This window comes from Pseudotenacibaculum sp. MALMAid0570, assembly GCF_040151415.1.
In the GTDB taxonomy this organism is placed as follows: domain Bacteria; phylum Bacteroidota; class Bacteroidia; order Flavobacteriales; family Flavobacteriaceae; genus Polaribacter.
Genome location: NZ_JBDKWF010000049.1, coordinates 53,037 through 76,947, shown reverse-complemented (window position 1 = coordinate 76,947; position 23,911 = coordinate 53,037). Strand labels below are relative to the sequence as shown.

The window sequence follows — 23,911 nt, the reverse complement described above, 5'->3', positions numbered from 1 at the left end:
TAAATGTATGAAAAAATGACTAGATTGGTCTTTGGTTAGAAAAAGAGAAAAGAGAAAAGAGAAAAGAGAAAAGAGAAAAGAATTTAGAATTTAGAATTTAGAATTTAATTGATAATGAAAAAAGTAATTATAACTGGGACTAGCAGAGGAATTGGTTTTGAATTGGCAAAAATTTTTGCAAAAAAAGGTCATCAAGTTCTTGCGCTTTCTAGAAATCAAAAACCTTTAAACGATTTATCAATAGAAAATATTACAACAATTTCTATAGATTTAAGCGATAGTGATGATTTATATAAAGTTCAAACATATTTGAACAACGAATGGAAAGAAATTGATATTTTAATTCATAATGCTGGTTTTTTAGTAAATAAACCTTTTACAGAATTAACTAAAGAAGATTTTCAAAAAGTATATGACGTTAATGTTTTTGGCGTCACACAACTCACACAATTAGCAATTCCTTTTTTAACAAAAAAGAGTCATGTTGTAACTATAAGTAGCATGGGAGGAATACAAGGAAGTCTAAAATTCCCTGGTTTAGCCGCCTATAGTTCTGCTAAAGGTGCTGTAATAACATTATCTGAATTATTAGCAGAAGAATACAAAGAGCAAGGAATTGCTTTTAATGTATTGGCTATAGGTGCTGTGCAAACAGAAATGTTAGAAGAAGCTTTTCCTGGATACAAAGCTCCCTTATCGGCAACAGAAATGGCAGATTATATCTACAATTTCGCGCTTACCGGAAGCCAATATTACAACGGAAAAGTCTTACAAGTTTCTAGCTCAACACCTTAAAATGCCAATTAGTTGATTACTACTTTCTTTGTAGTGAATTTACTTCCATTTTGAACTTGCATCAAGTAAACTCCTTTCGTTAAGTTATTGAATGTTACCGTCTCTGAAAATGACCCAAAAAGATTGTTATAACTACGTTCTTCAATTCTTCGTCCTCTAATATCATACAGAGAAATGTACACTCTATCAGAATCACTTAGTGTAAAATTCAATTTAAATGTCCCCTTAGAAGGGTTAGGATATAAATTAAAGTTTTCTAATTGATTATTGTCTACTGAAGCCGTACTTTCATTAATTGTAAAGTTTCCAAAATTTATATTGAAGAAAATATTATCTGCCGCTTCCACCATAATTCTAGCTTGACTTGTTGGATTATTAGGCACAGTTATATCTTGAGTACCGTCATTAGGCGTATTTTCTAAAATTGTGATTGGATATGTAAGTCCTCCATCAATTGATAATTTAATATTTACCAATTGACAATTAATAGGAGCCACATCTGTAGTTCCTTTATCCCATGAAACAGTCCTTGTTGTTCCCGCTTCCCAAACTGCAGCCAATCCTGGACTGGAAATTGAAAAAGGAGTTGCATCAATTACTGTTACTTTGATATCATCTCTAGCTGTACTTCCTCCTCCTGAATTATTATCTCTTACTAAAAATGAAAAATTCATTTCTCTAGCTACGGAAGGTAATACTTCCCAAGTTGAAGAATTATTTCCTGTGGATAGTGTTGATAATCTTGGTAAATATCTATTGGGTGAAGTTTTAGAAGGCAATGAACGAAACATTGGCCCACCTGTATTACTAGACTGAGGAGGCATTGTTCCTATTTCATTATCTGTTTGCTCCCAATTATATGTATGGCTAGATGTTCCATCAGCATCAGTAGCTACACCTCTTAATACAAAAGGAGTTGATTTTGGAATTGTAACATCTGCACCAGCATCCGCTGTAGGTGCTGCATTATTTGTATTTGTTTCAACAGCACAAGTTGCAGAATTCTGAATTCTTGTCCACATTTCATTAATACTTACTGCGTGGAAATGGTCATCACTATTGCTTTGCACATTAGGGCTACAGATTCCTGCGTATCCCATAATAGTTGAAGCACTTCCTGGTTCAACAGCCGTACTACTATTTCTTTGACAAGAATTATTCTGAGTATGGTTTGCTCCAAATTGATGCCCTATCTCATGGGCTACATAATCTATATCATACGGATCATTAATTGGGGCTCCTCTTCCAGTAATTCCTCTAGCTTTTTGCCCATTAAGACAAACCACACCTAAACCTGCTAATCCACCTCCACCAGTACTAAATGCATGGCCTATATCATAATTTGCTGATCCTATAATACCATCACAAGTTGACTGACTTTCATTGATAAGACTACCTGCATTGGAGTTAGATAAACCATCTGTTCCTGGGTCAAGGAAAATAATTTGATCGTTATTTGCAACAATTTCTAATTTTACAGACAAATCTTTTTCAAAAACGCCATTTACACGATTCATTGTAGTATTCATAGCTGATAAAACTGCTCCTTTTTTTACAGCATCCAATGCATTTGGGTCTACTCCTTGATTTGTTAAGTGAAACTGAGAATATTCTCCGGTTGAAACAATTGCTAAACGGAATGTTCTTAATTTTCCATCATCAGCAGTTCTTTCAAAAGTTGAAATTTCATTGTTACTAAATTTTGATTCTTCTACCATACAAGCAAAATCTTGGTCACTCTTTTCTAAAGAGTTTCTTTCGTATACCATAAATTTTTTATTGTTTTTGGTATACGGATCTATATATACTGTACTATGTTTTCCTGAAAAGACAATTGCATGCATTCCATTGGTTCCAAAATCTATTTTTGCAAAAGCAGTTGGATCATCAATCCCATAGCCTGTAAATGAGCGTATCATAGGATATTTTGCTGCCAATTCAGGAGCTAGGTTAGATGTTTCTACAATACGAAACTTTTGTAAACCTTTTGAGTTAATTGGTAAATCAATAACAGAGTTTCCATTTTTATTAAATACAGAAGATTTAAACATCTCTAAATCGATAGAGTATACATCAAAATCATTCGGTGTAGATTTTCTAAAATGGATATTTTCTTTGGATTCTTTTACACTTTCTATAGATTCTTTATGCCAAATTTCTTGACCTTGAACCTGAAAGGAAATTAAAATGAATAATAGTATAACTTTTTTCATTACAGTTAGTTAAGGGTTAACATTTGTGAATTGAAGTATAAACTTAGTAAAACATTTAAAATTAATTATGATCGTTTGTTGGTTTTTTTTCTTTTTACTATACATTTAGAGCTCATTATTAAAAATTCATGGAATTAAAAGACCTATTTAAGCTTGCTTTAAAACTCATTGCTATTTTTTATGCTATTGAAGCTATCTTCATTATCGGAAGTAATATACGCTACTTCTTATATGGTTATGATCTTCTTAACATTAGCTCTATTTGGATGTTTATCTCTACAATTGTGCCTGTTTTGATGTACTATTTGATTTTTGTTCAATCTGATAAACTCATCAAATTTTTGAAAATTGATAAAGGATTTACGAGTCAGCAAGTCAATTTCGGAAATCTTTCATCAGGTGAAATATTAAAAATTTCCTTTATTATTTTTGGACTGATCATGATTGTTTGGGGACTACCAAATTTTGTTACCAATTGTTTTTATGCTTTCAAATATTCAGCAGGCAATCATCTTTTAAGTGATAGTGAAGCTCTTAAATATGATTATTTTGAAATAACTCAATCAGGTATATATATCCTACTAGGGTATCTAATGATTTCAAATTATAAAAGAATAGCTAACTGGTTTGACAAACAATCTTAAACAATATATTCCTAAACATTCTTTTAATGATGTTGCATCTCTTATTAATGAGCACAACATCAACCTTAAGATTGTAAATCAACGGCAAACAAAACATGGGGATTTCAGGAGATTGCCCAATGGTAAATTTCAAATTACCATCAACAATAATTTAAATCCTTATCAATTTTTGTTAACTTTAATCCATGAAGTTGCACATCACATCACTTTTAAAAAATATGGAAGAGTTCGGCCTCATGGTAAAGAATGGAAACAAACGTTTCAACACTTAATGCTGCCTTTTTTACATCCCGATATTTACCCTATTGAAATCTTAACACATTTAGCTCATTATTTAAAAAATCCAAAGGCCAGCACAGATAGCGATGTGAAATTATCGTTAGCTTTAAAAGAAAATAAAGCAGAGTACGGAAAGAGTTTTATATTTGAAGTTCCTCACAATACCTTTTTTGTTTTTAAAAACAAACGCTATCGTAGAGGAAATAAACGAAAAACTAGGTATGAATGCCAAGAGTTAAGTACAGGAAAAATATACCTTTTTAATCAAAATGCAGAAGTAACAATTTATGAAGAATAAAAATTTTTATGCAGTCATTATGGCTGGAGGAGTTGGTTCAAGGTTTTGGCCAGTAAGCACTCAAGAATTCCCTAAACAATTTCATGATATGCTAGGAAAGGGACAGTCTTTAATTCAACGAACTTTTAGTAGAATTAATGACCTTGTTCCTTCAGAGAATATATTAATTGCCACCAATGAAAAATACGAAGATTTAGTACTTGATCAAATTCCAAAAGCAAGTAAAAACCAATTACTTTTAGAGCCAGAAATGAGAAATACAGCTCCCTGTATTTTATACGCAGCTTTAAAAATATACGACCAAAATCCAGATGCTGTAATTCTAGTTGCTCCTTCCGATCATTGGATTGATGATGAAGCAGAGTTTTCTAGAAACATTGAAACTTCATTTGAGGCTTGTTCTCAACAAGATATTTTAATGACTTTAGGTATTCAACCTAACTCGCCAAATACCGGTTATGGGTATATTCAGTTTGAAACTTCAGAAGATGAAATCAAAAAAGTAAAGAATTTTACTGAAAAACCCAATCTAGAAACTGCTGAGAAATTCTTAGCTAGTGGTGATTATTTATGGAATGCTGGAATTTTTGTTTGGTCAGCTAAAAGCATTGTAAAAGCCTTTGAAAAATCGCTTCCAGACATGCTGAATTTGTTTAATGCTTCCGAAACTTATAATACAAATAAAGAGGCTTCTTTCATAAAGTCGAATTATGAAAATGCTGAAAATATTTCTATTGATTTCGGAATTATGGAAAGAGCATCCAATGTACATGTTTTGCCCGTAGATTTCGGATGGAACGACCTTGGAACTTGGGGCTCGTTGTACAACAAGTTGGAAAAAGATGCATCTAAGAATGCCACGGTAGGTTCTGAAACTATTTTTAGAGATGCTCAAGGCAACATGGTTCGCACTCAATCTGGTAAACGAGTTGTAATACAAGGGCTAAATGACTATATTGTGGTTGAAAAAGAAGATGTTTTGTTGATTTGTCCAAAAAAGGATGAACAAGACATTAAGCAAATTGTTGCTGATGTTAAAGACACATTTGGCAGCGATTTTGTATAAAAGGTTAGTACATGGAAGAAAATCAAGCAAATCCTACTCAAGAGAAACAAGAAAACGTTAAGAAAGAGTTTAAAAGCTTTACTGTTAGTATTAAAGAGTTCTTTTTAGATCTTCTAGATATTCGAGAAGGAACTGATAAAAAGGAAACCATTCAGAAAATTAAAGATGGAATTCCTGTAAAGAATCATACTGCTTGGATTCTTGTTTTCTCTATCATTATCGCATCGATTGGATTGAACGTAAGCTCTACAGCTGTTGTAATTGGTGCCATGCTTGTTTCTCCTTTAATGGGTCCTATTTTAGGAATTGGTTTGTCTATTGGAATTAATGATATAGACACCATGAAAAGATCATTAATTAATCTAGGTGTTATGATTGCATTAAGTGTTGTGACATCTTTTCTATTCTTTAGTATTCCTTTATTTCAAGAGTTAACTCCTGAATTGATGGCGAGAACAAAACCAGATGTTCGAGATGTATTGATTGCCACAGCTGGTGGATTTGCTTTGATTATTGCTTTGAGTAGACATAGAGAAATTACCAATGCCATTGCAGGTATTGCAATTGCTACTGCCTTAATGCCACCATTGTGTACAGCTGGCTACGGATTAGCGGTAGGAAACATTTCTTACTTCGGAGGCGCCATGTTCTTATTCATTATCAACGCTGTTTTTATAGCTTTGGCCACTTTTGTAATTGTAAAGTTTTTACGTTTTCCAATGGTGAAATACATCAATTCAGCGAAAAGAAAAAGAATTGCTCAACTCGCTTCTATTTTAGCTTTGATAATCTTTTCATTTAGTATTTATCAATTCTATCAATTATTTCAAGAGAATAATTACAATCAAAACTGCGAGTTATTCATTAAGGATTTAAAAGAAAAAACAGGAGCAGGAATTATTGATCAGGATTTTGATTATAAAAAGTCAGACATTGACTTAGTTATTTTAGGAAATAACTTAACTGAACAACAAAAAATAGAGTGGGAAGGAAAACTAACAGAGTATAATTTAGAAGGGCGAAAGTTAAATATAAAGCAAGATGAGGAAGATCTAGAACTTTTAGATAAGGTAAAATCTATTGAAGATTTATATGTGAAGAATCAAAAATTGATAGCTTCAAAAGAAGAAAGTCTTCAAGAAAAAGATATTAAAATTCAAGAGTTAAGTCTAGCTCTTGAAAAATTGACAAGTGAACAGATTCCATTTTTACAGGTAAGTAAAGAAGCTAAGATTAATTATGAAGGTTTAAAGACTATTAGTTTTTCGAAAGTATTGGTTACAAATTTCGAGTCTATAGACACCATTCCTGTTGCATCCATTCGTTGGTATGATTCTATTGCCGAAGAGAAAAGAACTCAAGCAAAATTGGCTATTTGGCTTAAGACTAGATTAAATTTAGACACCTTAGTTGTTAAGGAAGAATAGGTTATTGAAAATTTTGCTACAATTCTCTAATATGAAACTCAGCGAAGTAATAGGAAAGAAGTTGACTAATGTGTATGTGAAAACTAAGCTAAGGGTTAATGGTATGGATCAATCTGATATTTGTTTAGAAATAGATGGAAAAACAAGAATCAAATTTCCTTGGGATTTTGAAGAAATAAACCTAAAGAAAAGAAAGCCATGGTCATCAAAAAGTTTAAAAAAAACAGATTTTTTTAAGGAAATCAGAAATTCTGTGATAGTTGATTTTTTAATATTAGATGATCCGATATCGACTGGCTACTTCGAATTAAGCAATGGTAATGTCATATATGAGCAAAGAGTGTTTCCATCTGGAGCTATGGCTACAGGTCTTATAATTTCACCATCTATTTATGCTTTAAAAGAAGAATTTGAGGAGGACTTTATTCGTTATAGTGATCAAAACATAAAGTAGTATTTACTTTAACAGCTGTTTTTAAAATTATTTTTATACAAAAAAACTCCAGATTTTCATCTGGAGTTTTTAAAACAGTGACCGGGCTGGGGCTCGAACCCAGGACCCTCTCCTTAAAAGGGAGATGCTCTACCAACTGAGCTACCCGGTCGTCAACTTTTCCTTAGCGGGTGCAAATATAAAAGCAATATTTTTAATTTCAAACTAAATTTTTACTTAGTTTCATTTAAATATGCTTGTCTAACTTTTTTAAATAATTCGGAGCTATAAACAAAGTTTACAACCGCCTCATTATCAGTTTTAAATATTTCTTGATTGGTTCCTTCCCATGCTTTCACTCCGTTTTTTAAGAAAACTATTTTTTCTCCGATTTCCATCACAGAGTTCATATCATGGGTATTAATTACTGTAGTAATTTTATATTCGTCGGTAATTTCTTGTATTAGGTTGTCTATTAATATTGCGGTATTAGGATCTAATCCTGAATTAGGTTCATCACAAAATAAATATTTTGGATTCATTACAATAGCTCTAGCGATAGCTACTCTTTTTTGCATTCCTCCTGAAAGCTCAGCAGGGAATTTATAATTTGAATTTTCTAGGTTTACTCTTTTCAATACAAAATTTACTCGTTCAAGCATTTCTTCTTCAGGTTGTTTGGTAAACATCTTTAGAGGAAACATCACATTTTCTTCTACGGTTTGAGAATCAAACAAAGCACTCCCTTGAAATACCATTCCTATTTCTTGACGCCATTGTCTTTTTTCTTCAGTAGTAAACTTGGTATTAATTCTTCCATCAAAAGAAATGGTTCCTTCTTCTGGCGTATGCAACCCTATCAATGATTTTAAAAACACTGTTTTTCCAGATCCACTTTGTCCAATTATCAAACTTGTTTTTCCTGGTTCGAAAGTAGTAGAGATTCCTTTTAAAACTTGAACTCCATTAAAGCCTTTATGTAAATTATTTACTTCAATCATTATGTTAGCAACATTTGAGTTAGAAAATAATTTGCTATTACAATTAAAATAATCGTCCAAACCACCGATTGTGTACTGGCTTTTCCAACAGCAATTGAACCTCCTTTTACATAATACCCGTGATACGAAGGAACTGTTGCTATTAAAAAGGCAAACACCAATGTTTTGATTACTGCGTAAGTGATTAAAAAAGAGTCAAAATCTAATTGCACTCCTTGTATATAATCGATATAAGAAAAAATACCTGAAGTAACTCCTGCAACCCATCCTCCTAAAATACCTAAGAACATTGCCAAAACAATTAAAAACGGATAAAAGAAAACTGTTGCCAACACTTTAGGTAATACTAAATGATTAAGAGAATTAATCCCCATTACTTCCAATGCATCTATTTGTTCTGTTACTCTCATCGTTCCAATACTAGAAGTAATATAAGATCCTACCTTACCGGCTAAAATAATGGAACAAAAAGTGGGTGCAAATTCCAATATAACAGAACGTTTTGTAGCAAATCCAATTAAGTATTTTGGAATAAAAGGATTCTCTATATTTAAAGCTGTTTGTAAAGCAATTACTCCTCCAATAAAGAAAGAGATAAACATGATTATTCCTAACGATTTTAATCCAAGCTCATCCAATTCTCTAACAATGGCTTCTCTAAAAACTCGTCCTCTCTGCGGTCTTTTAAAAACTTGACCTAACATCATGAAATATTTACCAATATGTCCTAGGTAATTCATCCAGCTTTTTTTGTTAGTGCTAAAGTATTAAAATATCATCAACCTATGCTAATAATCTATCATAGGATACTCATAAATATTCTAGTTGTTTTTTGATTTTGTAAAACCATAGGTATTTTGTCTTAAAAAATCGGTTGGAAATTTCTCATCGCCTTCAAAACCTAATTCTATAGTTCCACTGTTTTCAGGGACATAGTTTGTTTTAAAGATATAATCCCAAAGGCTTAAGCTTATTCCAAAATTCACACCAAATCTTCCTTCTGGAAGGCTATATGCGTGATGATATAAGTGCATCACAGGATTGTTAAAAACATACTTTAAAACACCCCAAGTGATTTTGATATTTGCATGATTGAAATGACCTATAGCTATACTTATAAAATGAACTATATATGCTTGTTGAGGCTCAAATCCTCCTATAAGCATGACTACCAAAGTTTTTAATGGTTTGTACAAAACATTTTCCATCCAGTGATAGCGTAAATGCGCAGCAAAACCCATTTCTTTTACACTGTGATGGACTTTATGGAAATTCCAAAGGAATTTATATTTATGAAGTAGCACATGCGTAAACCATTGTACAAAATCAGATAAAATAAAAAAGATTATCAACTGCGCCCAGCTTGGCAACGAACTCATATTAATCAATCCTAAGCTAGTTTCTGTTATTCCAACATTTGAAAAAGTAATTTCTAAAATCTTATAGAATCCACTAATCATGATAGAAAAAACAAAAAAGTTGAAGAACATATAAAATGCATCTAACCAAAAATCTTTTCTAAAAATAGATTGATTCTTTCTCCAAGGAAAAGCTATTTCTAAGAGCCAAACAATTACTGAAATTGCTATCAATCCCCAGAAATAATTGGTGTACCAAGGAACTTCAAAAATGATGGATTTCCAAGTCCAATCAACAGTCCCTTTAAAAGCGTTTATAAATGAATCTAAATAATGTTGCATAAGTTATTCAAAGATAGTTGTTATACTATCCTTTTCAAAAGGTAAGTCGTTAAAATAACTCCACTCTACCCAAGCTCCATCATAATTTTTAACATGTTTAAACCCTAAAATTTCTTTTAAGACAAAAGTTGTATGTGATGAGCGAAATCCGCTTTGACAATAAACAATAATTGTATCATTTTTATACGGTAAAAGGTCTTTGTAAATTTCTTTTAATTCTGCTACTGATTTTATTTTTTTATCGCCATTGAAATTAATCGCTGATGCCCAATCAATTAATTTACTATCAGGAATTCTTCCTGCCTTTACAGCTCCTTTTTTTTGTCTTTTCCCAGAAAACTCGTTGTGTGTTCTTGTATCTAAAATCAATTTCTTTTGATACAATGCTGCCAACACTTCTTCTTTTGTAGCATGTGTTTCGAATGATGATGGTTTTTTAAACACAAATTCTCCTACGCTCTTTTCAGGAACTTTTGTAGTTACTTCATTTTCTTCTTTCCATAGTGAAAAGCCTCCATGTAACATTTTTATCTTGTTATAACCATAAACTTGTAATAACCACCAAAGTCTAGAAGAGTCGCACAATCCATTATCATCATAAACAACAATAATGTCTTCGTTATTAATGCCAAGGCTTCCGAAGAGTTTTTCTACTTGTTCTTTTTCAGCCATCATTCCTTTATAAGGATAGGTTTTATTTTCTAAATCTGTTCTCCAGATATTTAGAGCACCTTCTATGTGGGACTCTTTATAAAATTCTGGTTTTCTAAAATCGAGAAGTTTTACATTCTTATGAGAAGCAATCTTTTTGAACTCTTCAAATTCAATCAAGTACCCTTTACTAAGGGTTAACTTTTGACTTTCTTCATTTGTACACGAAACAAAGACTAATACTAAAATGAAAAAGATTCTTTTACAGTTCATTCTATTTAAGCTCATACCATTCTATATTAGACAACTGACTTCTTCTTCCTTTCTCTTCAACTGGGTAATTTGCAACTAAATAATCTACTATTACTTTTTGGTTTTCACCCAAATCCCATAAGTTTTGAGTTTTTTGCATCCATCTAATTGTAGCGTTCCAACGTTCAGCGTTCATTCTGTTTTGTGTTACTAATTTTGCTGAATGGCAATTTGTGCAGTTATTAATTACAACTTGCAATCCTTCAGCATCAATTAATCCAGTACGAACATGAATTCCGTTTTCTATTCTATCTTCATCTAGAGATATAGTATTTGTTGAGTTTTCTTTAAAAGTTGAAAGCGTGGGATCTACAGCCAAAAAAACTAACACTAAAGTAGCTACAGACAATAAGAAAACTGCTTGCATGGCAAGTTTTTCTGCTTGTTTTAATTTGGTGTTTTTAATGTGATGCTCGCTCATTATTCAACTTTAACTGCAATTCTATGGCATGCATTATTTAGATATCCTTTTGGATTCCATCCAGGAAGTAACATTGGTTGAGAAACATTATTTGTGTCTGTTGCTCTTGCCCATACTTCATAGTATCCTTGTTGAGGGAATTCTATTTCTGCAGAAAAATGTTGCCAAGCTAAACGATTGATTGGTTTTTGGAGTTTACAGGTTTTCCAAGTTGATCCAAAATCTATAGAATATTCCATATTGGCAACTTCCAATTCTCCAGCCCAAGCATGTCCATTAATTTTTAACTTTTTTCCTTTTTTGATGATCGCACCTGTTTTAGGATATGTTATTAGTGATTTTACTGGCATCGATTCGATGATGCACATATCTTCATCTTTTACCTTCTCTCCTGGAGCAACAGGTGAACAAGGAACTCTGTAGGCCTTCCCTGTCATTTTAGTTCCGTCATGAACTTTATTTCTGATACTAATTCTTTGAATCCATTTTCCTGATACAGATGCTGGCCAACCGCCAGCTACTAAGCGCAATGGATATCCATGTGCAATGGGTATATCTTTTCCATTCATTTGAAAAGCTATTAGCGTTTCTTCTTGCATGGCTTTGCTCATAGGAACCCCTCTTGAAATTGGCTCTTTACTTAAATCACCACTCAGATGTATATCTGCCGAATGATAGCCTATATATACTGCGTTGCTTTTTATGCCTACATCCTCTAAAATATCTTTTAATCGAACACCTGTCCATTTGGCACAGTGTACTGCTCCTACTGTCCATTGATTTCCTTTTGCGGGAGGATCAAATTCACTTCTTCCATTTCCACCACATTCTAATGTTAATTGATAGGTGTGCTGTTTGAATTTAGTTTTTAAATCTTGTAAAGTGTAACTTTTCTTTTGTTTGACAGATTCACCATCAATTTCTAATTTCCATGTATTTACATCAATATCTAAAGGAATTTGTCCGTTGTTACGGATAAACATTTTACTGTTCGGAGTTATCGCATCATTTAATAAATGGGCTTGAGCTTCTATATTCCATGGCTTATTATTTAACACAACCATTTCTTCATTTAGCTTAAACATCTTGAAAGGATCAGGGTCTTGAAACGCTAAAGGAGTATATCCTTTTGGTAAAGCGTAAACAATTTTGGTTCCTAAGGTTATAGCTACAGAAGTTAGTGAAGCTTTTTGAATGAATTCTCTTCTTTTCAAAGTGTAAACAAGTTTAGTTTGCTAAAGATAAAAAATAAGCTAGAATAAAAAGTTTCTACTCTAGCTACTTAAATACTGAATTATCTTGGTGCTTTTTCATGGCCCTTCTAGATAGCAAAATTCCAACTAATAAAGATGCAAATGCACCAACGGCTATTCCAGGAACAAATTGAATAAATAGAAAAAAATCATAGGCTCCATGGAACAATGTAGCCACTAATAATCCCATCATATTTAAGGCAAATCTATTTTTAGAAAATTTTGCTTTTCCCATAAAATAGCCCATTAAAATCCCAAATGTTGCATGAGCTGGAACTGCAGTAAAAGCTCTAAAGATTCCTGTTTCTAATCCGTAGGTATAAACATATAAGACATTTTCTAGGGTGGCAAATCCCATGGAAACCATTACAGCATATACAATTCCGTCAAAAGGTTCGTCAAATTCTTTATTTTTTTGTGCTGCGTATCTGACAATGATATACTTAGAAAATTCTTCAACAAGAGCAACAACAAAAAATGCTTTGATAAACATATCAAAAATGCTGTTCTCGCTTAATGACGGAAAAAGTATTACCGCCAGATATCCTAATACACAAGTTAAAACGACGCTAACGGTAGCTCCTAAAATAAAATTCTTAAAAAGTAATTTCCATGGCTCTCTTTCAAATTTGTCTTTGAAATAGATGTAAGCAATAATAATCATTGATGGCGCTATTGCCAATAAGAGAAGATCCATGTGTTAAATATACATTTTAGAAATAGATTATTTTGCTTCAGGCAAAAAAACTTCAGCCATCATGCAGCGAGCACTTCCTCCACCACAAGCTTCAATTGTATCCAATGAACTTGAAATAATTGGACAGTGTTTTTCTATACTTTTTATTTGTTGTGCTGTTAAAGAGTCATGTGCAGAACGACTCATTACTAAATAAGCTTGATTATTTTCTCCAAGGACTTGCAACATATTACCTGCAAACCTATTAACTTGTTTTTCTGTAATAGAAATAATCTCTTTTCTATCTTCTTTTAAATGCTTGATTACATTTTTGCGTTCTTTTTTATCGTCTATACTTTCTAGACATATTACAGCAAATGTTTCTGCTAAACACATCATTACGTTGGTATGATAGATTGCTTTTCTTTTACCAGCTACAGTTTGATTTGCCTTGAAAATAACTGGAGTATATTCGAAATCCTCACAAAACTCTATAAACAATTCTTCATCAGCTCTTGGAGATAGTGCACAATATGCTTTTCTATTTCTTCTATCTAAAATAATACTACCGGTTCCTTCTAAAAATATTTCTTCCTCTTCTGCAGAGGTATAATCCATAACATCATCAATTATAAATCCTTTTTCTTCTAAACACTCTAGGACATCTTCTCTTCTTTCTAATCTTCTATTGTGAGCAAACATTGGATATAAAGCAACTGTTCCATTTTGATGGAAAGAGATCCAATTGTTAGGAAAAATAGAATCTGGTGTGTCAAATTCTTTGGTATCAGAAACAACAATGACTTTCACTCCATACGATCTCAGTTTCTCTACATAATCATCAAACTCATTTTGAGCATTGGCATTTACGGCAGTTGGCAAAATGTTATCGATAACTTTTTGATAATAATTATTAACTGCTGTTTGTTCATTCATCCTAAAGTTAACAGGGCGAATCATTAAGATCGTATTTGTAATTTGTTTCATTAAATGAAGAATTTTATTTATTCATTAATCAATCTGTAAATTAATAATGCAGCTCTTTTTGTTAGAGCCTCAAATGTTTTCAAATTAACAGTTTCATTTGGGGTATGAGCACCTCTACCCATAGCACCTAACCCATCTAAACAATTTACATACTGAGCTACAAATGAAACGTCTGCAGCTCCTCTTTTCGAAGGGTCATAAGGATGTACGGGCCCTTGATTTAAATCGATACTTACTTGACTTAATTTTTCTAGGAGTTTCTTATTCCCTTCTTTTGGGAACATCGCTGGGTAACTGTCTACAAAAGTAATTTTGGCAGAGGTCTTTGGTAGGTTATTGGCTACAATCTCTTTCATTTTTTTTCTTGCATTTTCTTTTTGCTCTTCACTAATAAACCTTAAGCCTCCTTTTACAACAGCAGTTTGCGCCACTACATTACTTTTTCCGAATGCATCACCTTTACTTAATACACTTTCGAAAGAAACTTTTGTTCCGCCTAAAATTATTCCAGGATTGAATGTTAAGTATTGTTCTCCTCTAACTTTATTGTAAAACTCATTTAGAATTCTAGAAACTTCAAAGATAGCCCCAGCTCCTACTCTTTCATTAAAAACTCCAGATGAATGTGCTCTCTTTCCTGTAACTTCTAGTTTCCATCCTGAAGAACCTCTTCTTGCTATTGCTGCGTTGTCATAACCTGTAGCTGTTTCAAAACCTAAAGCAACATCACTTCTTTTTCCTGCTTCTATTAGATCTTTTCTACTAATTGTTAATGGTTTCCCTGTAGATTCTTCATCTCCAGTGTATGCAACAATAATTTGCGCATCTTTTAATAGATTATTGTCAGCTAATGCTTTTAACGCATATAACATAATTACATCACCACCTTTCATGTCATTTCCTCCTGGAGCGTATGCCAAGGTGTCGTTAATTTTTTTGAATTTTTGAAAAGGGCTATCCTCTTCAAAAACGGTATCGAAATGACCAATAAGTAAAATTCTCTTTCCTTTTTTTCCTTTTTTTTCTGCAAATAGATGTCCAGATCTATTTACTTGGGACATGTCTATCCAATTGGTTTGAAAATTGATTTCATCAAATTTCTTTTTGAATTCGAAAGCTACTTCCTTCACTCCTTTATGATTCATTGTTCCGCTATTGATATTAACAACCTTTTCTAAAAACTGGATAGCTTCTTGGTTATTCTTTTCAATTGTTTTGACAATCTTTTTTTCTTTTCTGGAAAGTTTTTGCCCATAAGTTGTTTGCATACTAATCATAAGAGCTATGCAAACAACCTTTGTTAAACTAGGAAATTTCATCTCGGTAAAGTTTAGTTAGTTACTGAAAACCCATTCAGGATTTATTTGTTATCAACTGAAATTCAGGTCTTATAAAAACAAAACTACAGAATATATTCTGTAGTTTTTATAGTTTTATTCAAAAGAGCTTTAGGTTTAAGACTCTATAGATTTGGTAATCTCTTCTAGAATTTCAAAAGCAGTTTCTGCCATTTTATTTCCCTTTAAGTCTAACAAAGGGTTTACTTCAACAAATTCAATACACGCAACTTTATCTGTATTGATTATTTTATTAATGATTTCAATAATTTCGTATTGATCGAAACCTTTGGGAACAGGAGTACCGGTACCGTAAGAAATCATATCACAATCCATAGAGTCTACATCAAAAGAGATGTAGATTACTTCACAGTTAGACAATCTTTCTAGAGCTTCATTAACACATAATTCTAAACCTCTAAAACGAACTTCTGATACTGTATAATTTTTGATTCCTAATCTTTCTATCTGTTCATCTTCAGGTTTTTCAGTATCTCTTACTCCAAAATACACAACATCATCAGCAAGAACTTTAGCGCCAGGGATTTCAATGTTTTTCATACGTTCCCATAAGTCTCCTGTTTCTCTACTGACTTCATTGATTTGACTATCTAAGTTATCATCTCCTAACGCAGCTGCTAAAGGCATTCCGTGGATGTTTCCCGAAGGAGAAGTATAAGGAGAGTGAATGTCTGCATGAGCATCTATCCATACTACACCAACTCTTTTGTTTGGATAAGCGCCTTTTACTCCGCTCATGGTTCCTAAAGCTGAAGAATGATCTCCTGATAATACTATTGGGAAATTTCCTTGTCTTAGGGTTACTTTTACATGATTACTTAATCTTGTACATTGATCAAGTACACTATTGATTCTCTTTGCAAATGAGTTATTTACTTTATTATAAATAGATTCATTCTCAGTTAGAACATCTTCAAAATCGAACTTGGTAAAGTAATCACTTGACTTATTAATTGCCGCTATTTCCATAGCATCAACTCCCATATCAGAGCCTCTAGTTCCTGCTCCAATATCTGATCTGTTTTTTATAATCTTTATACTCATTCCTAACTTGGGTTTAAGTAAATAAAAAAAGCTCCATAAATTTATGAAGCTGATGTTTTTAGTTTTTATTTTCTTTTAGAAATTTTCTCAAATTTCCTTAAATTTTCTCCAGTATAGATTTGACGAGGTCTTCCAATTGGCTCTTTGTTTAAACGCATTTCTCTCCACTGAGCAATCCATCCTGGCAAACGACCCAAAGCAAACATTACAGTAAACATTTCTACAGGAATCCCCATAGCTCTATAAATGATTCCTGAATAGAAATCTACATTTGGATATAATTTTCTATCCACAAAATAAGGATCATTCAGAGCTTCTTTTTCTAACCCTTTAGCGATATCTAAAATTGGATCTTCTACTCCTAAATCTCCTAATACTTCATCTGCTGCTTTCTTAATAATTCTAGCTCTAGGATCAAAATTCTTATAAACTCTATGTCCGAATCCCATTAAACGGAAAGGATCATTTTTATCTTTTGCCTTAGCCATATATTTTTTTGTATCTCCTCCATCTTCTCTAATTGCTTCCAGCATTTCTAACACAGCTTGATTTGCACCTCCATGAAGTGGTCCCCAAAGAGCAGAAATCCCAGCCGATAATGAAGCGAACAATCCAGCATGAGATGAACCAACTATTCTTACTGTTGAAGTTGAACAATTTTGCTCATGATCTGCATGTAAAATCAACAACTTATCTAAAGCTTCCTTAATGATTGGATTTATTTCATATTCTTCATTAGGTTTTTCAAACATCATCTTCATTACGTTCTCTACATATCCTAGTTTGTTAGATCCATAATTTAATGGTAATCCTGTTTTTTTGCGCATTGCCCAAGCTACTAAAACCGGAAACTTTCCTAGAATTTTTACAATAGCATTGTACATTTCTTCTTCAGAATCTACATTTACAGATGTAGGATTAAAAGCAACTAAAGCACTTGTTAAGGAAGACAAAACCCCCATAGGATGTGCATTTTTAGGAAAAGCCTCTATAATTTTCTTTACATCTTCATCTACTATTGCTTTTCCTTTTATATCTGCATCAAACTTTTCTAATTGTTCTGCTGTAGGAAGTTCCCCAAAAATTAATAGGTAAGCTACTTCTAAAAAGTCTGCTTTTTCAGCCAAGTCTTCAATTGAGTAACCACGGTAACGTAAAATTCCTTTTTCTCCATCTAAAAAAGTAATACCACTAGTACAGGATCCTGTGTTTTTGAATCCTGGATCAACAGTGATTACCCCATTCGTTGCTCCTCTTAAAGTTTTCACGTCGATGGCAACTTCATTTTCACTTCCTTTTACCAATGGAAATTCATATGAGTTATCACCTATTTGTAGCTTCGCTATATCTGACATATTCTGTATAATTTTTATTTTTCCTGAAGTCTCACAAAGATAGCTATTTTAAAGGATTTTTAAACTATCGCTTGATAGTTTTTCAATATCAGAAAATAACTTTCTTCGATAATTATGGTCGAAAAAAAACCTTATAATTTACATTATAAGGTTTTCTCTTTTGAAGTTATTTGTTTTCTAGATTTTAAAAGCTTGTTCTTGAGGAAAATATGCAGTATCTGCCAACTCTTCTTCAATACGAAGTAATTGATTGTATTTTGCCATACGATCTGATCTAGATGCAGAACCCGTTTTAATCTGACCTGTATTTAAAGCTACAGCTAAATCAGCAATAGTATTATCTTCTGTTTCACCTGATCTGTGACTCATTACTGAAGTATATCCGGCATTTTTAGCCATATTAACAGCATCTATTGTTTCAGTAAGTGTTCCTATTTGATTTACCTTAATTAAAATAGAATTTGCAATTCCGTTTTCAATACCACGAGAAAGTCGTTCTACGTTAGTTACAAATAAATCGTCTCCAACTAACTGCACTTTATCTCCTACTTTCTCTGTTAAATATTTCCATCCATCCCAGTCATTCTCATCCATTCCGTCTTCTATAGAAACTATTGGATATTTTTCTACCAATTCAGCAAGATAATCAGCTTGTTCTTGGCTAGTTCGAACCTTACCTGATTCACCTTCAAATTTTGAGTAATCATATTTACCATTTACGTAGAATTCTGCGGAAGCACAATCTAAGGCAATCTTTATTTCTTCACCAAATTTGTATCCAGCATTTTTTACTGCCAAAGCTATTGTATCTAAAGCATCTTCAGTTCCTTCTAAAGTTGGTGCAAAACCTCCTTCATCTCCAACAGCAGTAGATAAGTTTCTATCGTGCAAAACTTTCTTTAAGTGATGAAATATTTCAGAACCCATCTGCATTGCATGTGTAAAACTTTCAGCTTGTACTGGCATAACCATAAACTCTTGAAAAGCAATAGGTGCATCTGAATGAGAACCTCCATTAATAATGTTCATCATTGGAACTGGCAATGTATTTGCTGAAACTCCTCCAACGTATCTATACAAAGGCATCCCTAGCTCGTTAGCAGCAGCTTTAGCGGCAGCCATTGAAACTCCAAGGATTGCATTAGCTCCTAATTTTGACTTGTTTGGAGTACCATCTAAATCAATCATCAATTGATCAATATGATTTTGTTCAAATACAGAAACTCCTAACAATTCTTGAGCGATGATTGTATTCACATTCTCAACTGCTTTCAGAACTCCTTTACCCATATAGGTTTTTCCGCCATCTCTTAATTCAACTGCTTCATGTTCTCCTGTAGAGGCTCCTGAAGGAACAGCTGCTCTTCCTAAAGCTCCATTTTCTGTTAGAACATCTACTTCTACAGTTGGGTTTCCTCTTGAATCAAAAATTTGACGTGCGTGAATGTTTATAATGATACTCATATCACAAAAAAATTTAGTTTATAACGGTTCGTTTTTTCAGACTGCTAAAGTACATATTATGATGGATTTTTATGAGCATAAAATTTAATTTATGCGAAATCGATTTCTACATAAAATAAAAACCCACTCCAGATGGAGTGGGAAAAATTGCTATGAAAAAGAAAGTGATGTTAAACATCACTTATGCAAATGTAACATTAAATATCTCGCAAACAACAATAAATCGTTAAAATGTAACAATCTATCGATGAATTGCATTATAAGTGCTAAAATCTACTTAAAAAGAGCTTTAAACAGCTACTTTTTTTGATTTTTTCACATTTTCAATAAACTGATCAAACAAATATTCAGCGTCATGTGGTCCAGGACTTGCTTCTGGGTGGTATTGAACTGAGAAACAATTTTTGTCTTTGACACGGATTCCTGCCACGGTCTGATCATTCAAATGAACATGTGTTATTTCCACATCAGGATGCGCTTCTGTTTCTTCTCTATTTATGGCAAATCCATGGTTTTGAGAAGTTATTTCTCCTTTACCTGTTAATAAATTCTTTACAGGGTGGTTGATTCCTCTATGTCCGTTATGCATTTTATAAGTAGAAATCCCATTTGCTAAAGCAATTACTTGATGCCCTAAACAAATTCCAAAAAGAGGTAAATCTCTTTTGATGATTTCTTTAGCTACTTCTTGCGCTTCTTTTAAAGGTTCTGGGTCTCCAGGTCCATTAGAAATAAAATATCCATCAGGATTCCAAGAGTGTAAATCTTCAAAGCTAGCATTGTAAGGATATACTTTTATATAAGCTCCTCTTTTCGCTAAATTTCTTAATATGTTTTTCTTAATTCCAATATCTAATGCAGCAATTTTAACTTCCGCATTTTCATCTCCAACAAAATAGGGTTCTTTAGTAGATACTTTTGAAGCCAACTCTAAACCTTCCATACTAGGAACTTCAGCTAATTTTGCTTTTAGTTCTTCTATATTATCAACTTCTGTAGAAATAATAGCATTCATAGCTCCATTATCTCTAATATATGCTACTAATGCTCGCGTATCGACATCAGAAATTGCTACAAGATTGTGCTCTGTAAACCAATCTTTCAAGTTTCCATTAGAATCAACTCTAGAATGTTCAAAACTAAAGTTTCTTACAACTAATCCAGAAATTTTTATTCCATCAGACTCTACTTCACGGTAATTAATTCCATAATTTCCAATGTGTGCATTGGCTGTTACCATAATTTGCCCAAAATAAGAAGGGTCTGTAAAGATTTCTTGGTACCCAGTCATTCCAGTGTTAAAACAAATCTCTCCAGTTGCAGTTCCTTCTATTCCTACAGATTTTCCGTAGAAAATAGTTCCGTCTGCTAATAAAACTAGTGCTTTTTTTCGTTGTTGGTATTTCATTTTTTCTCTGATAAAATTCCTCCTATTGAGGAACAAAGTTTTGCAAAAATAATGATTGTGTCTTTTTCTGTTTTAAACAATTGCAAAAGTTTTTAACTATTATTGGTTAACAATGTTAAATAATAGCTTCAAGTCTCTTTCTTTCTTATATGAAAGCTTTTTCTCTTTGACCATTTTTTTAATTTTTGCTACTTGTTCTTTAGTAAAAAGTTTTAAAATATTTTTTTTCTTTAGTTTAATAGTTTTAGGAGATTGTCCTTTATTTAAAGTAAAGTACAATTCCTTAATAACGTATTTGTCGGGTGTTACCTTTTCCTTAGACAATGGATCAACTGAACCGTTAACTACATCTAATTTGTACTTTTTAAGAAAACTGATTTCTCCTTCGGAAAGGAAAGCATAGTATTCTCCATCTATTTTTTTAAAGCTGTTTCCTAAAAAAACCACCTCCTTGACAAGAGAGTCATCTATAGCAACTAATTTCCCATCAGCTTTCTTTACTATAAACTGTCCTGTTTTAACATTAAATGTTCCTTGCGAATATTTCCCTACTTTATTACCAATGGTTTTAACGATAATTGGTTTGAAATCTTTAGCCGTTAAAAATGTAGAACCTTTTATGTTTTTATCTTCTCCATTGCTCAAAGAATTTACATGCCCTGTGTTTGATATTACGTTATCCAAAGGCAAGTTTTGTCCAAAAATGTTGAATGAGAGAAAGCAAAGAAAAAGTATAGATATTATAACTCGCATGATGATAGCTTTTTAAGGTTGAATAGTAAATATAAAAAAAAGGGATAAACGTAAACGCCTATCCCTTTTATATTTTTGAATGCTAACATTCTATTCTTCAGATTTTTCTTCTGTTGGAGTTTCAACTGTTTCTGTTGTTTCAGCAACTTCTTCAACCACAGCTTCAGCAGATTTCTTTCTTCTACCTCTACGGGTAGATTTTTTAGCTTTTTTACCTTTAGGGCTGTATAATTCGTTGTAATCAACTAATTCTATCATAGCCATAGGAGCATTATCTCCTTGACGATTTCCTAATTTGATGATACGAACATAACCTCCTGGTCTGTCTCCAACTTTTACAGAGATTTCTTTGAATAATTCTGTAACAGCATATTTGTTTCTAAGGTAACTAAATACAATTCTTCTATTGTGTGTAGTATCTTCTTTTGACTTGGTAATTAACGGCTCAACGAATTTACGTAATGCCTTAGCTTTAGCCTCGGTAGTGTTAATTCTTTTGTGCTCTATTAATGAACAAGCCATGTTAGCTAACATCGCTTTTCTATGCGCTGTTTTTCTTCCTAAATGATTAAACTTTTTTCCGTGTCTCATGACCGATGTGTTTTAGCTCCCATCTTGCTTCAATCCTCTTTACTGGGAGAGCAAAATATGGAAGGGTTAATCTTAATTATTATTAATCTCTGTCTAATTTATATTTACTTAAATCCATTCCGAAGTTTAAGCCTTTTACATTCACTAACTCTTCTAATTCAGTTAATGATTTTTTACCAAAGTTTCTGAACTTCATTAAGTCGCTTTTGTTAAAAGAAACTAAATCTCCTAATGTATCTACTTCTGCAGCTTTTAAACAATTTAAAGCTCTTACAGAAAGATCCATATCGATTAATCTAGTTTTTAATAACTGACGCATGTGCAATGATTCTTCATCATACGTTTCAGTTTGTGCAATCTCATCTGCCTCTAAAGTAATTCTCTCATCAGAGAATAACATGAAGTGGTGAATTAAGATTTTAGCAGCTTCAGTTAACGCATCTTTAGGATTGATAGAACCATCAGTATCGATATCAAAAATTAACTTTTCGTAGTCAGTTTTCTGCTCTACACGGAAATTCTCGATAGCGTATTTTACGTTTTTGATTGGCGTATAAATAGAATCTGTAAAGATAGTTCCGATTGGTGCTCCTGCTTTTTTATTTTCTTCAGCTGGTACAAATCCTCTACCTTTTTCTATAGTAAGCTCCATGTTTAATTTCACGGTGCTATCCATGTTACAGATTACTAATTCTGGATTTAACACTTGAAATCCTGAAATAAATTTCTGTAAATCACCAGCAGTTAATTGATCCTGACCAGAAACGTTAATAGATACAGTTTCTCTATCAGATTCTTCAATCTGCTTCTTAAAACGAACTTGTTTTAAGTTTAAGATGATTTCTGTTACGTCTTCTACAATTCCTTTGATTGTTGAAAATTCGTGCTCTACTCCATCAATTCTTAATGAAGTAATCGCAAAACCTTCTAAAGAAGACAATAATACCCTTCTTAAAGCATTTCCTACTGTTAAACCAAATCCTGGTTCTAGAGGTCTGAATTCGAATCTTCCAGAAAAATCTGTAGATTCAATCATAATTACTTTGTCGGGCTTTTGAAAATTTAAAATTGCCATATTTTTTCTTCGTTTTGATTGTTATTTAGTTGCGCGGTTTATAAGTGTGAAGAAGTACGAACAAACCCTTTGGCTAAATACCAATATGATTAATTTATTATTTAGAATATAATTCTACGATTAATTGCTCTTTGATATTTTCAGGAATTTGTAATCTTTCAGGAGATTTTACAAATGTTCCTTCTTTTTTATCAGCGTTCCAAGTTAACCACTCGTACACAGCACTGTTAGATGCTAATGCATTTTCAATTGCTTGTAATGATTTAGACTTCTCTCTTACTGCAACAACATCACCTTCTTTTAATGAATAAGAAGGAATGTTTACGATTTCTCCGTTTACAGTAATGTGTCTGTGAGAAACTAATTGACGTGCTCCTCTTCTAGAATTAGAGATACCTAAACGGTATACTACATTATCTAAACGAGCTTCACATAATTGTAATAAAACCTCACCTGTAATTCCTTTAGAACGAGAAGCTTTTTTAAATAAGTTACTGAACTGACGCTCTAATATACCATAAGTATATTTAGCTTTTTGCTTTTCCATTAACTGAACAGCATATTCAGATTTTTTACCTCTTCTTTTCGCATTTCCATGCTGTCCTGGAGGGTAATTTCTTTTTTCGAAGTTTTTGTCTTCTCCGAAAATTGCTTCGCCAAACTTACGAGCAATTTTAGTTTTTGGTCCTGTATATCTTGCCATTTCT

24 protein-coding genes and 1 tRNA gene are annotated in these 23,911 nt (G+C 32.6%); 6 read left to right on the top strand and 19 right to left on the bottom strand.

The genetic code is table 11. From position 1 onward, the window contains the following. The first annotated feature begins 114 nt into the window (after window positions 1–114). Complete coding sequence (locus AAON49_RS10580) at window positions 115–795, top strand: SDR family NAD(P)-dependent oxidoreductase (RefSeq protein WP_349554498.1); 681 nt, start codon at window positions 115–117, stop codon at window positions 793–795. Between the two features lie 8 nt (window positions 796–803). Here AAON49_RS10580 and AAON49_RS10575 read toward each other — a convergent pair whose 3' ends face one another. Continuing rightward, window positions 804–3,008, bottom strand: a complete 2,205-nt coding sequence (locus AAON49_RS10575; protein WP_349554497.1) for a zinc-dependent metalloprotease — start codon at window positions 3,006–3,008, stop codon at window positions 804–806. A gap of 128 nt (window positions 3,009–3,136) precedes the next feature. Here AAON49_RS10575 and AAON49_RS10570 point away from each other — a divergent pair, with 128 nt between their 5' ends. Genes AAON49_RS10570 through AAON49_RS10550 form a run of 5 tightly spaced genes read left to right on the top strand, consistent with a single transcriptional unit; the run spans window position 3,137 to window position 7,176 of the window. Further along, window positions 3,137–3,652, top strand: a complete 516-nt coding sequence (locus AAON49_RS10570; RefSeq protein WP_349554496.1) for a hypothetical protein — start codon at window positions 3,137–3,139, stop codon at window positions 3,650–3,652. Continuing rightward, window positions 3,636–4,229, top strand: coding sequence for a SprT-like domain-containing protein (locus AAON49_RS10565; RefSeq protein ID WP_349554495.1), 594 nt, complete (start codon window positions 3,636–3,638; stop codon window positions 4,227–4,229). The genes AAON49_RS10570 and AAON49_RS10565 overlap by 17 nt, the downstream gene beginning before the upstream one ends. Next, window positions 4,219–5,295, top strand: a complete 1,077-nt coding sequence (locus tag AAON49_RS10560; protein WP_349554494.1) for a mannose-1-phosphate guanylyltransferase — start codon at window positions 4,219–4,221, stop codon at window positions 5,293–5,295. The genes AAON49_RS10565 and AAON49_RS10560 overlap by 11 nt, the downstream gene beginning before the upstream one ends. An 11-nt stretch (window positions 5,296–5,306) precedes the next feature. Next, window positions 5,307–6,722, top strand: a complete 1,416-nt coding sequence (locus tag AAON49_RS10555) for a DUF389 domain-containing protein (protein WP_349554493.1) — start codon at window positions 5,307–5,309, stop codon at window positions 6,720–6,722. A 31-nt stretch (window positions 6,723–6,753) separates the two neighbouring features. Next, on the top strand, window positions 6,754–7,176 hold the full coding sequence (locus AAON49_RS10550; RefSeq protein ID WP_349554492.1) for a hypothetical protein: 423 nt from the start codon (window positions 6,754–6,756) through the stop codon (window positions 7,174–7,176). A gap of 78 nt (window positions 7,177–7,254) precedes the next feature. Here AAON49_RS10550 and AAON49_RS10545 read toward each other — a convergent pair. The 18 genes from AAON49_RS10545 to rpsD all read right to left on the bottom strand — a co-directional run bounded on the left by AAON49_RS10545 (window position 7,255) and on the right by rpsD (window position 23,907). After that, window positions 7,255–7,327 (bottom strand) — tRNA-Lys (locus AAON49_RS10545). Window positions 7,328–7,388: 61 nt separating this feature from the next. Next, window positions 7,389–8,156: an ABC transporter ATP-binding protein gene (locus AAON49_RS10540; RefSeq protein ID WP_349554491.1), complete on the bottom strand. Its 768-nt coding sequence runs from the start codon at window positions 8,154–8,156 to the stop codon at window positions 7,389–7,391. Then, entirely contained in the window at window positions 8,156–8,896 is a 741-nt protein-coding gene (locus tag AAON49_RS10535; RefSeq protein ID WP_349554489.1) for an MlaE family ABC transporter permease, read from the bottom strand. Before AAON49_RS10535 ends, AAON49_RS10540 begins: the two co-directional genes overlap by 1 nt. A gap of 81 nt (window positions 8,897–8,977) precedes the next feature. Beyond that, on the bottom strand, window positions 8,978–9,856 hold the full coding sequence (locus tag AAON49_RS10530; RefSeq protein WP_349554488.1) for a sterol desaturase family protein: 879 nt from the start codon (window positions 9,854–9,856) through the stop codon (window positions 8,978–8,980). A 3-nt stretch (window positions 9,857–9,859) separates the two neighbouring features. Beyond that, window positions 9,860–10,780: a sulfurtransferase gene (locus AAON49_RS10525; protein ID WP_349554487.1), complete on the bottom strand. Its 921-nt coding sequence runs from the start codon at window positions 10,778–10,780 to the stop codon at window positions 9,860–9,862. Window position 10,781: 1 nt separating this feature from the next. After that, window positions 10,782–11,240, bottom strand: coding sequence for a monoheme cytochrome C (locus tag AAON49_RS10520; protein WP_349554486.1), 459 nt, complete (start codon window positions 11,238–11,240; stop codon window positions 10,782–10,784). Further along, window positions 11,240–12,454: a sulfite oxidase gene (locus AAON49_RS10515; RefSeq protein WP_349554485.1), complete on the bottom strand. Its 1,215-nt coding sequence runs from the start codon at window positions 12,452–12,454 to the stop codon at window positions 11,240–11,242. Before AAON49_RS10515 ends, AAON49_RS10520 begins: the two co-directional genes overlap by 1 nt. A gap of 64 nt (window positions 12,455–12,518) precedes the next feature. Next, window positions 12,519–13,190 (bottom strand): PrsW family intramembrane metalloprotease, encoded by a 672-nt coding sequence (locus AAON49_RS10510; RefSeq protein ID WP_349554484.1) that lies wholly within the window; start codon window positions 13,188–13,190, stop codon window positions 12,519–12,521. Between the two features lie 27 nt (window positions 13,191–13,217). Continuing rightward, entirely contained in the window at window positions 13,218–14,156 is a 939-nt protein-coding gene (ctlX, locus tag AAON49_RS10505; RefSeq protein ID WP_349554482.1) for a citrulline utilization hydrolase CtlX, read from the bottom strand. A gap of 17 nt (window positions 14,157–14,173) precedes the next feature. Next, window positions 14,174–15,433: a M20/M25/M40 family metallo-hydrolase gene (locus tag AAON49_RS10500; protein WP_349554986.1), complete on the bottom strand. Its 1,260-nt coding sequence runs from the start codon at window positions 15,431–15,433 to the stop codon at window positions 14,174–14,176. A gap of 177 nt (window positions 15,434–15,610) precedes the next feature. Beyond that, on the bottom strand, window positions 15,611–16,558 hold the full coding sequence (rocF, locus tag AAON49_RS10495; RefSeq protein ID WP_349554481.1) for an arginase: 948 nt from the start codon (window positions 16,556–16,558) through the stop codon (window positions 15,611–15,613). Between the two features lie 65 nt (window positions 16,559–16,623). After that, window positions 16,624–17,913: a citrate synthase gene (locus tag AAON49_RS10490; protein WP_349554480.1), complete on the bottom strand. Its 1,290-nt coding sequence runs from the start codon at window positions 17,911–17,913 to the stop codon at window positions 16,624–16,626. A gap of 177 nt (window positions 17,914–18,090) precedes the next feature. Then, window positions 18,091–19,377 (bottom strand): phosphopyruvate hydratase, encoded by a 1,287-nt coding sequence (gene eno, locus AAON49_RS10485; RefSeq protein ID WP_349554479.1) that lies wholly within the window; start codon window positions 19,375–19,377, stop codon window positions 18,091–18,093. Window positions 19,378–19,666: 289 nt separating this feature from the next. Then, on the bottom strand, window positions 19,667–20,785 hold the full coding sequence (gene carA, locus AAON49_RS10480) for a glutamine-hydrolyzing carbamoyl-phosphate synthase small subunit (protein WP_349554478.1): 1,119 nt from the start codon (window positions 20,783–20,785) through the stop codon (window positions 19,667–19,669). Window positions 20,786–20,884: 99 nt separating this feature from the next. Continuing rightward, window positions 20,885–21,469 carry a hypothetical protein gene (locus AAON49_RS10475; protein ID WP_349554477.1) on the bottom strand — a complete coding sequence of 195 codons (585 nt, stop codon included), beginning with the start codon at window positions 21,467–21,469 and terminating at the stop codon, window positions 20,885–20,887. 159 nt (window positions 21,470–21,628) lie between these two features. Then, complete coding sequence (gene rplQ / locus AAON49_RS10470) at window positions 21,629–22,129, bottom strand: 50S ribosomal protein L17 (protein ID WP_349554476.1); 501 nt, start codon at window positions 22,127–22,129, stop codon at window positions 21,629–21,631. A gap of 82 nt (window positions 22,130–22,211) precedes the next feature. Further along, a complete protein-coding gene (locus AAON49_RS10465; RefSeq protein ID WP_349554475.1) occupies window positions 22,212–23,204 on the bottom strand; it encodes a DNA-directed RNA polymerase subunit alpha in 993 nt (330 codons plus the stop codon). Between the two features lie 97 nt (window positions 23,205–23,301). Next, window positions 23,302–23,907: a 30S ribosomal protein S4 gene (rpsD, locus tag AAON49_RS10460; protein ID WP_349554474.1), complete on the bottom strand. Its 606-nt coding sequence runs from the start codon at window positions 23,905–23,907 to the stop codon at window positions 23,302–23,304. Window positions 23,908–23,911: the final 4 nt, after the last annotated feature.

Coding starts and splice junctions, on each gene's coding strand:
- ctlX (WP_349554482.1), bottom strand. CDS start 14,156: ATGAAACAAATTACAAATACGATCTTAATGATTCGCCCTGTTAACTTT.
- AAON49_RS10520 (WP_349554486.1), bottom strand. CDS start 11,240: ATGAGCGAGCATCACATTAAAAACACCAAATTAAAACAAGCAGAAAAA.
- AAON49_RS10530 (WP_349554488.1), bottom strand. CDS start 9,856: ATGCAACATTATTTAGATTCATTTATAAACGCTTTTAAAGGGACTGTT.
- AAON49_RS10540 (WP_349554491.1), bottom strand. CDS start 8,156: ATGATTGAAGTAAATAATTTACATAAAGGCTTTAATGGAGTTCAAGTT.
- AAON49_RS10555 (WP_349554493.1), top strand. CDS start 5,307: ATGGAAGAAAATCAAGCAAATCCTACTCAAGAGAAACAAGAAAACGTT.
- AAON49_RS10580 (WP_349554498.1), top strand. CDS start 115: ATGAAAAAAGTAATTATAACTGGGACTAGCAGAGGAATTGGTTTTGAA.
- AAON49_RS10535 (WP_349554489.1), bottom strand. CDS start 8,896: ATGAATTACCTAGGACATATTGGTAAATATTTCATGATGTTAGGTCAA.
- rpsD (WP_349554474.1), bottom strand. CDS start 23,907: ATGGCAAGATATACAGGACCAAAAACTAAAATTGCTCGTAAGTTTGGC.
- AAON49_RS10500 (WP_349554986.1), bottom strand. CDS start 15,433: ATGATTAGTATGCAAACAACTTATGGGCAAAAACTTTCCAGAAAAGAA.
- AAON49_RS10490 (WP_349554480.1), bottom strand. CDS start 17,913: ATGTCAGATATAGCGAAGCTACAAATAGGTGATAACTCATATGAATTT.
- AAON49_RS10570 (WP_349554496.1), top strand. CDS start 3,137: ATGGAATTAAAAGACCTATTTAAGCTTGCTTTAAAACTCATTGCTATT.
- carA (WP_349554478.1), bottom strand. CDS start 20,785: ATGAAATACCAACAACGAAAAAAAGCACTAGTTTTATTAGCAGACGGA.
- AAON49_RS10525 (WP_349554487.1), bottom strand. CDS start 10,780: ATGAACTGTAAAAGAATCTTTTTCATTTTAGTATTAGTCTTTGTTTCG.
- AAON49_RS10560 (WP_349554494.1), top strand. CDS start 4,219: ATGAAGAATAAAAATTTTTATGCAGTCATTATGGCTGGAGGAGTTGGT.
- rplQ (WP_349554476.1), bottom strand. CDS start 22,129: ATGAGACACGGAAAAAAGTTTAATCATTTAGGAAGAAAAACAGCGCAT.
- AAON49_RS10575 (WP_349554497.1), bottom strand. CDS start 3,008: ATGAAAAAAGTTATACTATTATTCATTTTAATTTCCTTTCAGGTTCAA.
- AAON49_RS10510 (WP_349554484.1), bottom strand. CDS start 13,190: ATGGATCTTCTCTTATTGGCAATAGCGCCATCAATGATTATTATTGCT.
- AAON49_RS10465 (WP_349554475.1), bottom strand. CDS start 23,204: ATGGCAATTTTAAATTTTCAAAAGCCCGACAAAGTAATTATGATTGAA.
- rocF (WP_349554481.1), bottom strand. CDS start 16,558: ATGAGTATAAAGATTATAAAAAACAGATCAGATATTGGAGCAGGAACT.
- AAON49_RS10550 (WP_349554492.1), top strand. CDS start 6,754: ATGAAACTCAGCGAAGTAATAGGAAAGAAGTTGACTAATGTGTATGTG.
- eno (WP_349554479.1), bottom strand. CDS start 19,377: ATGAGTATCATTATAAACATTCACGCACGTCAAATTTTTGATTCAAGA.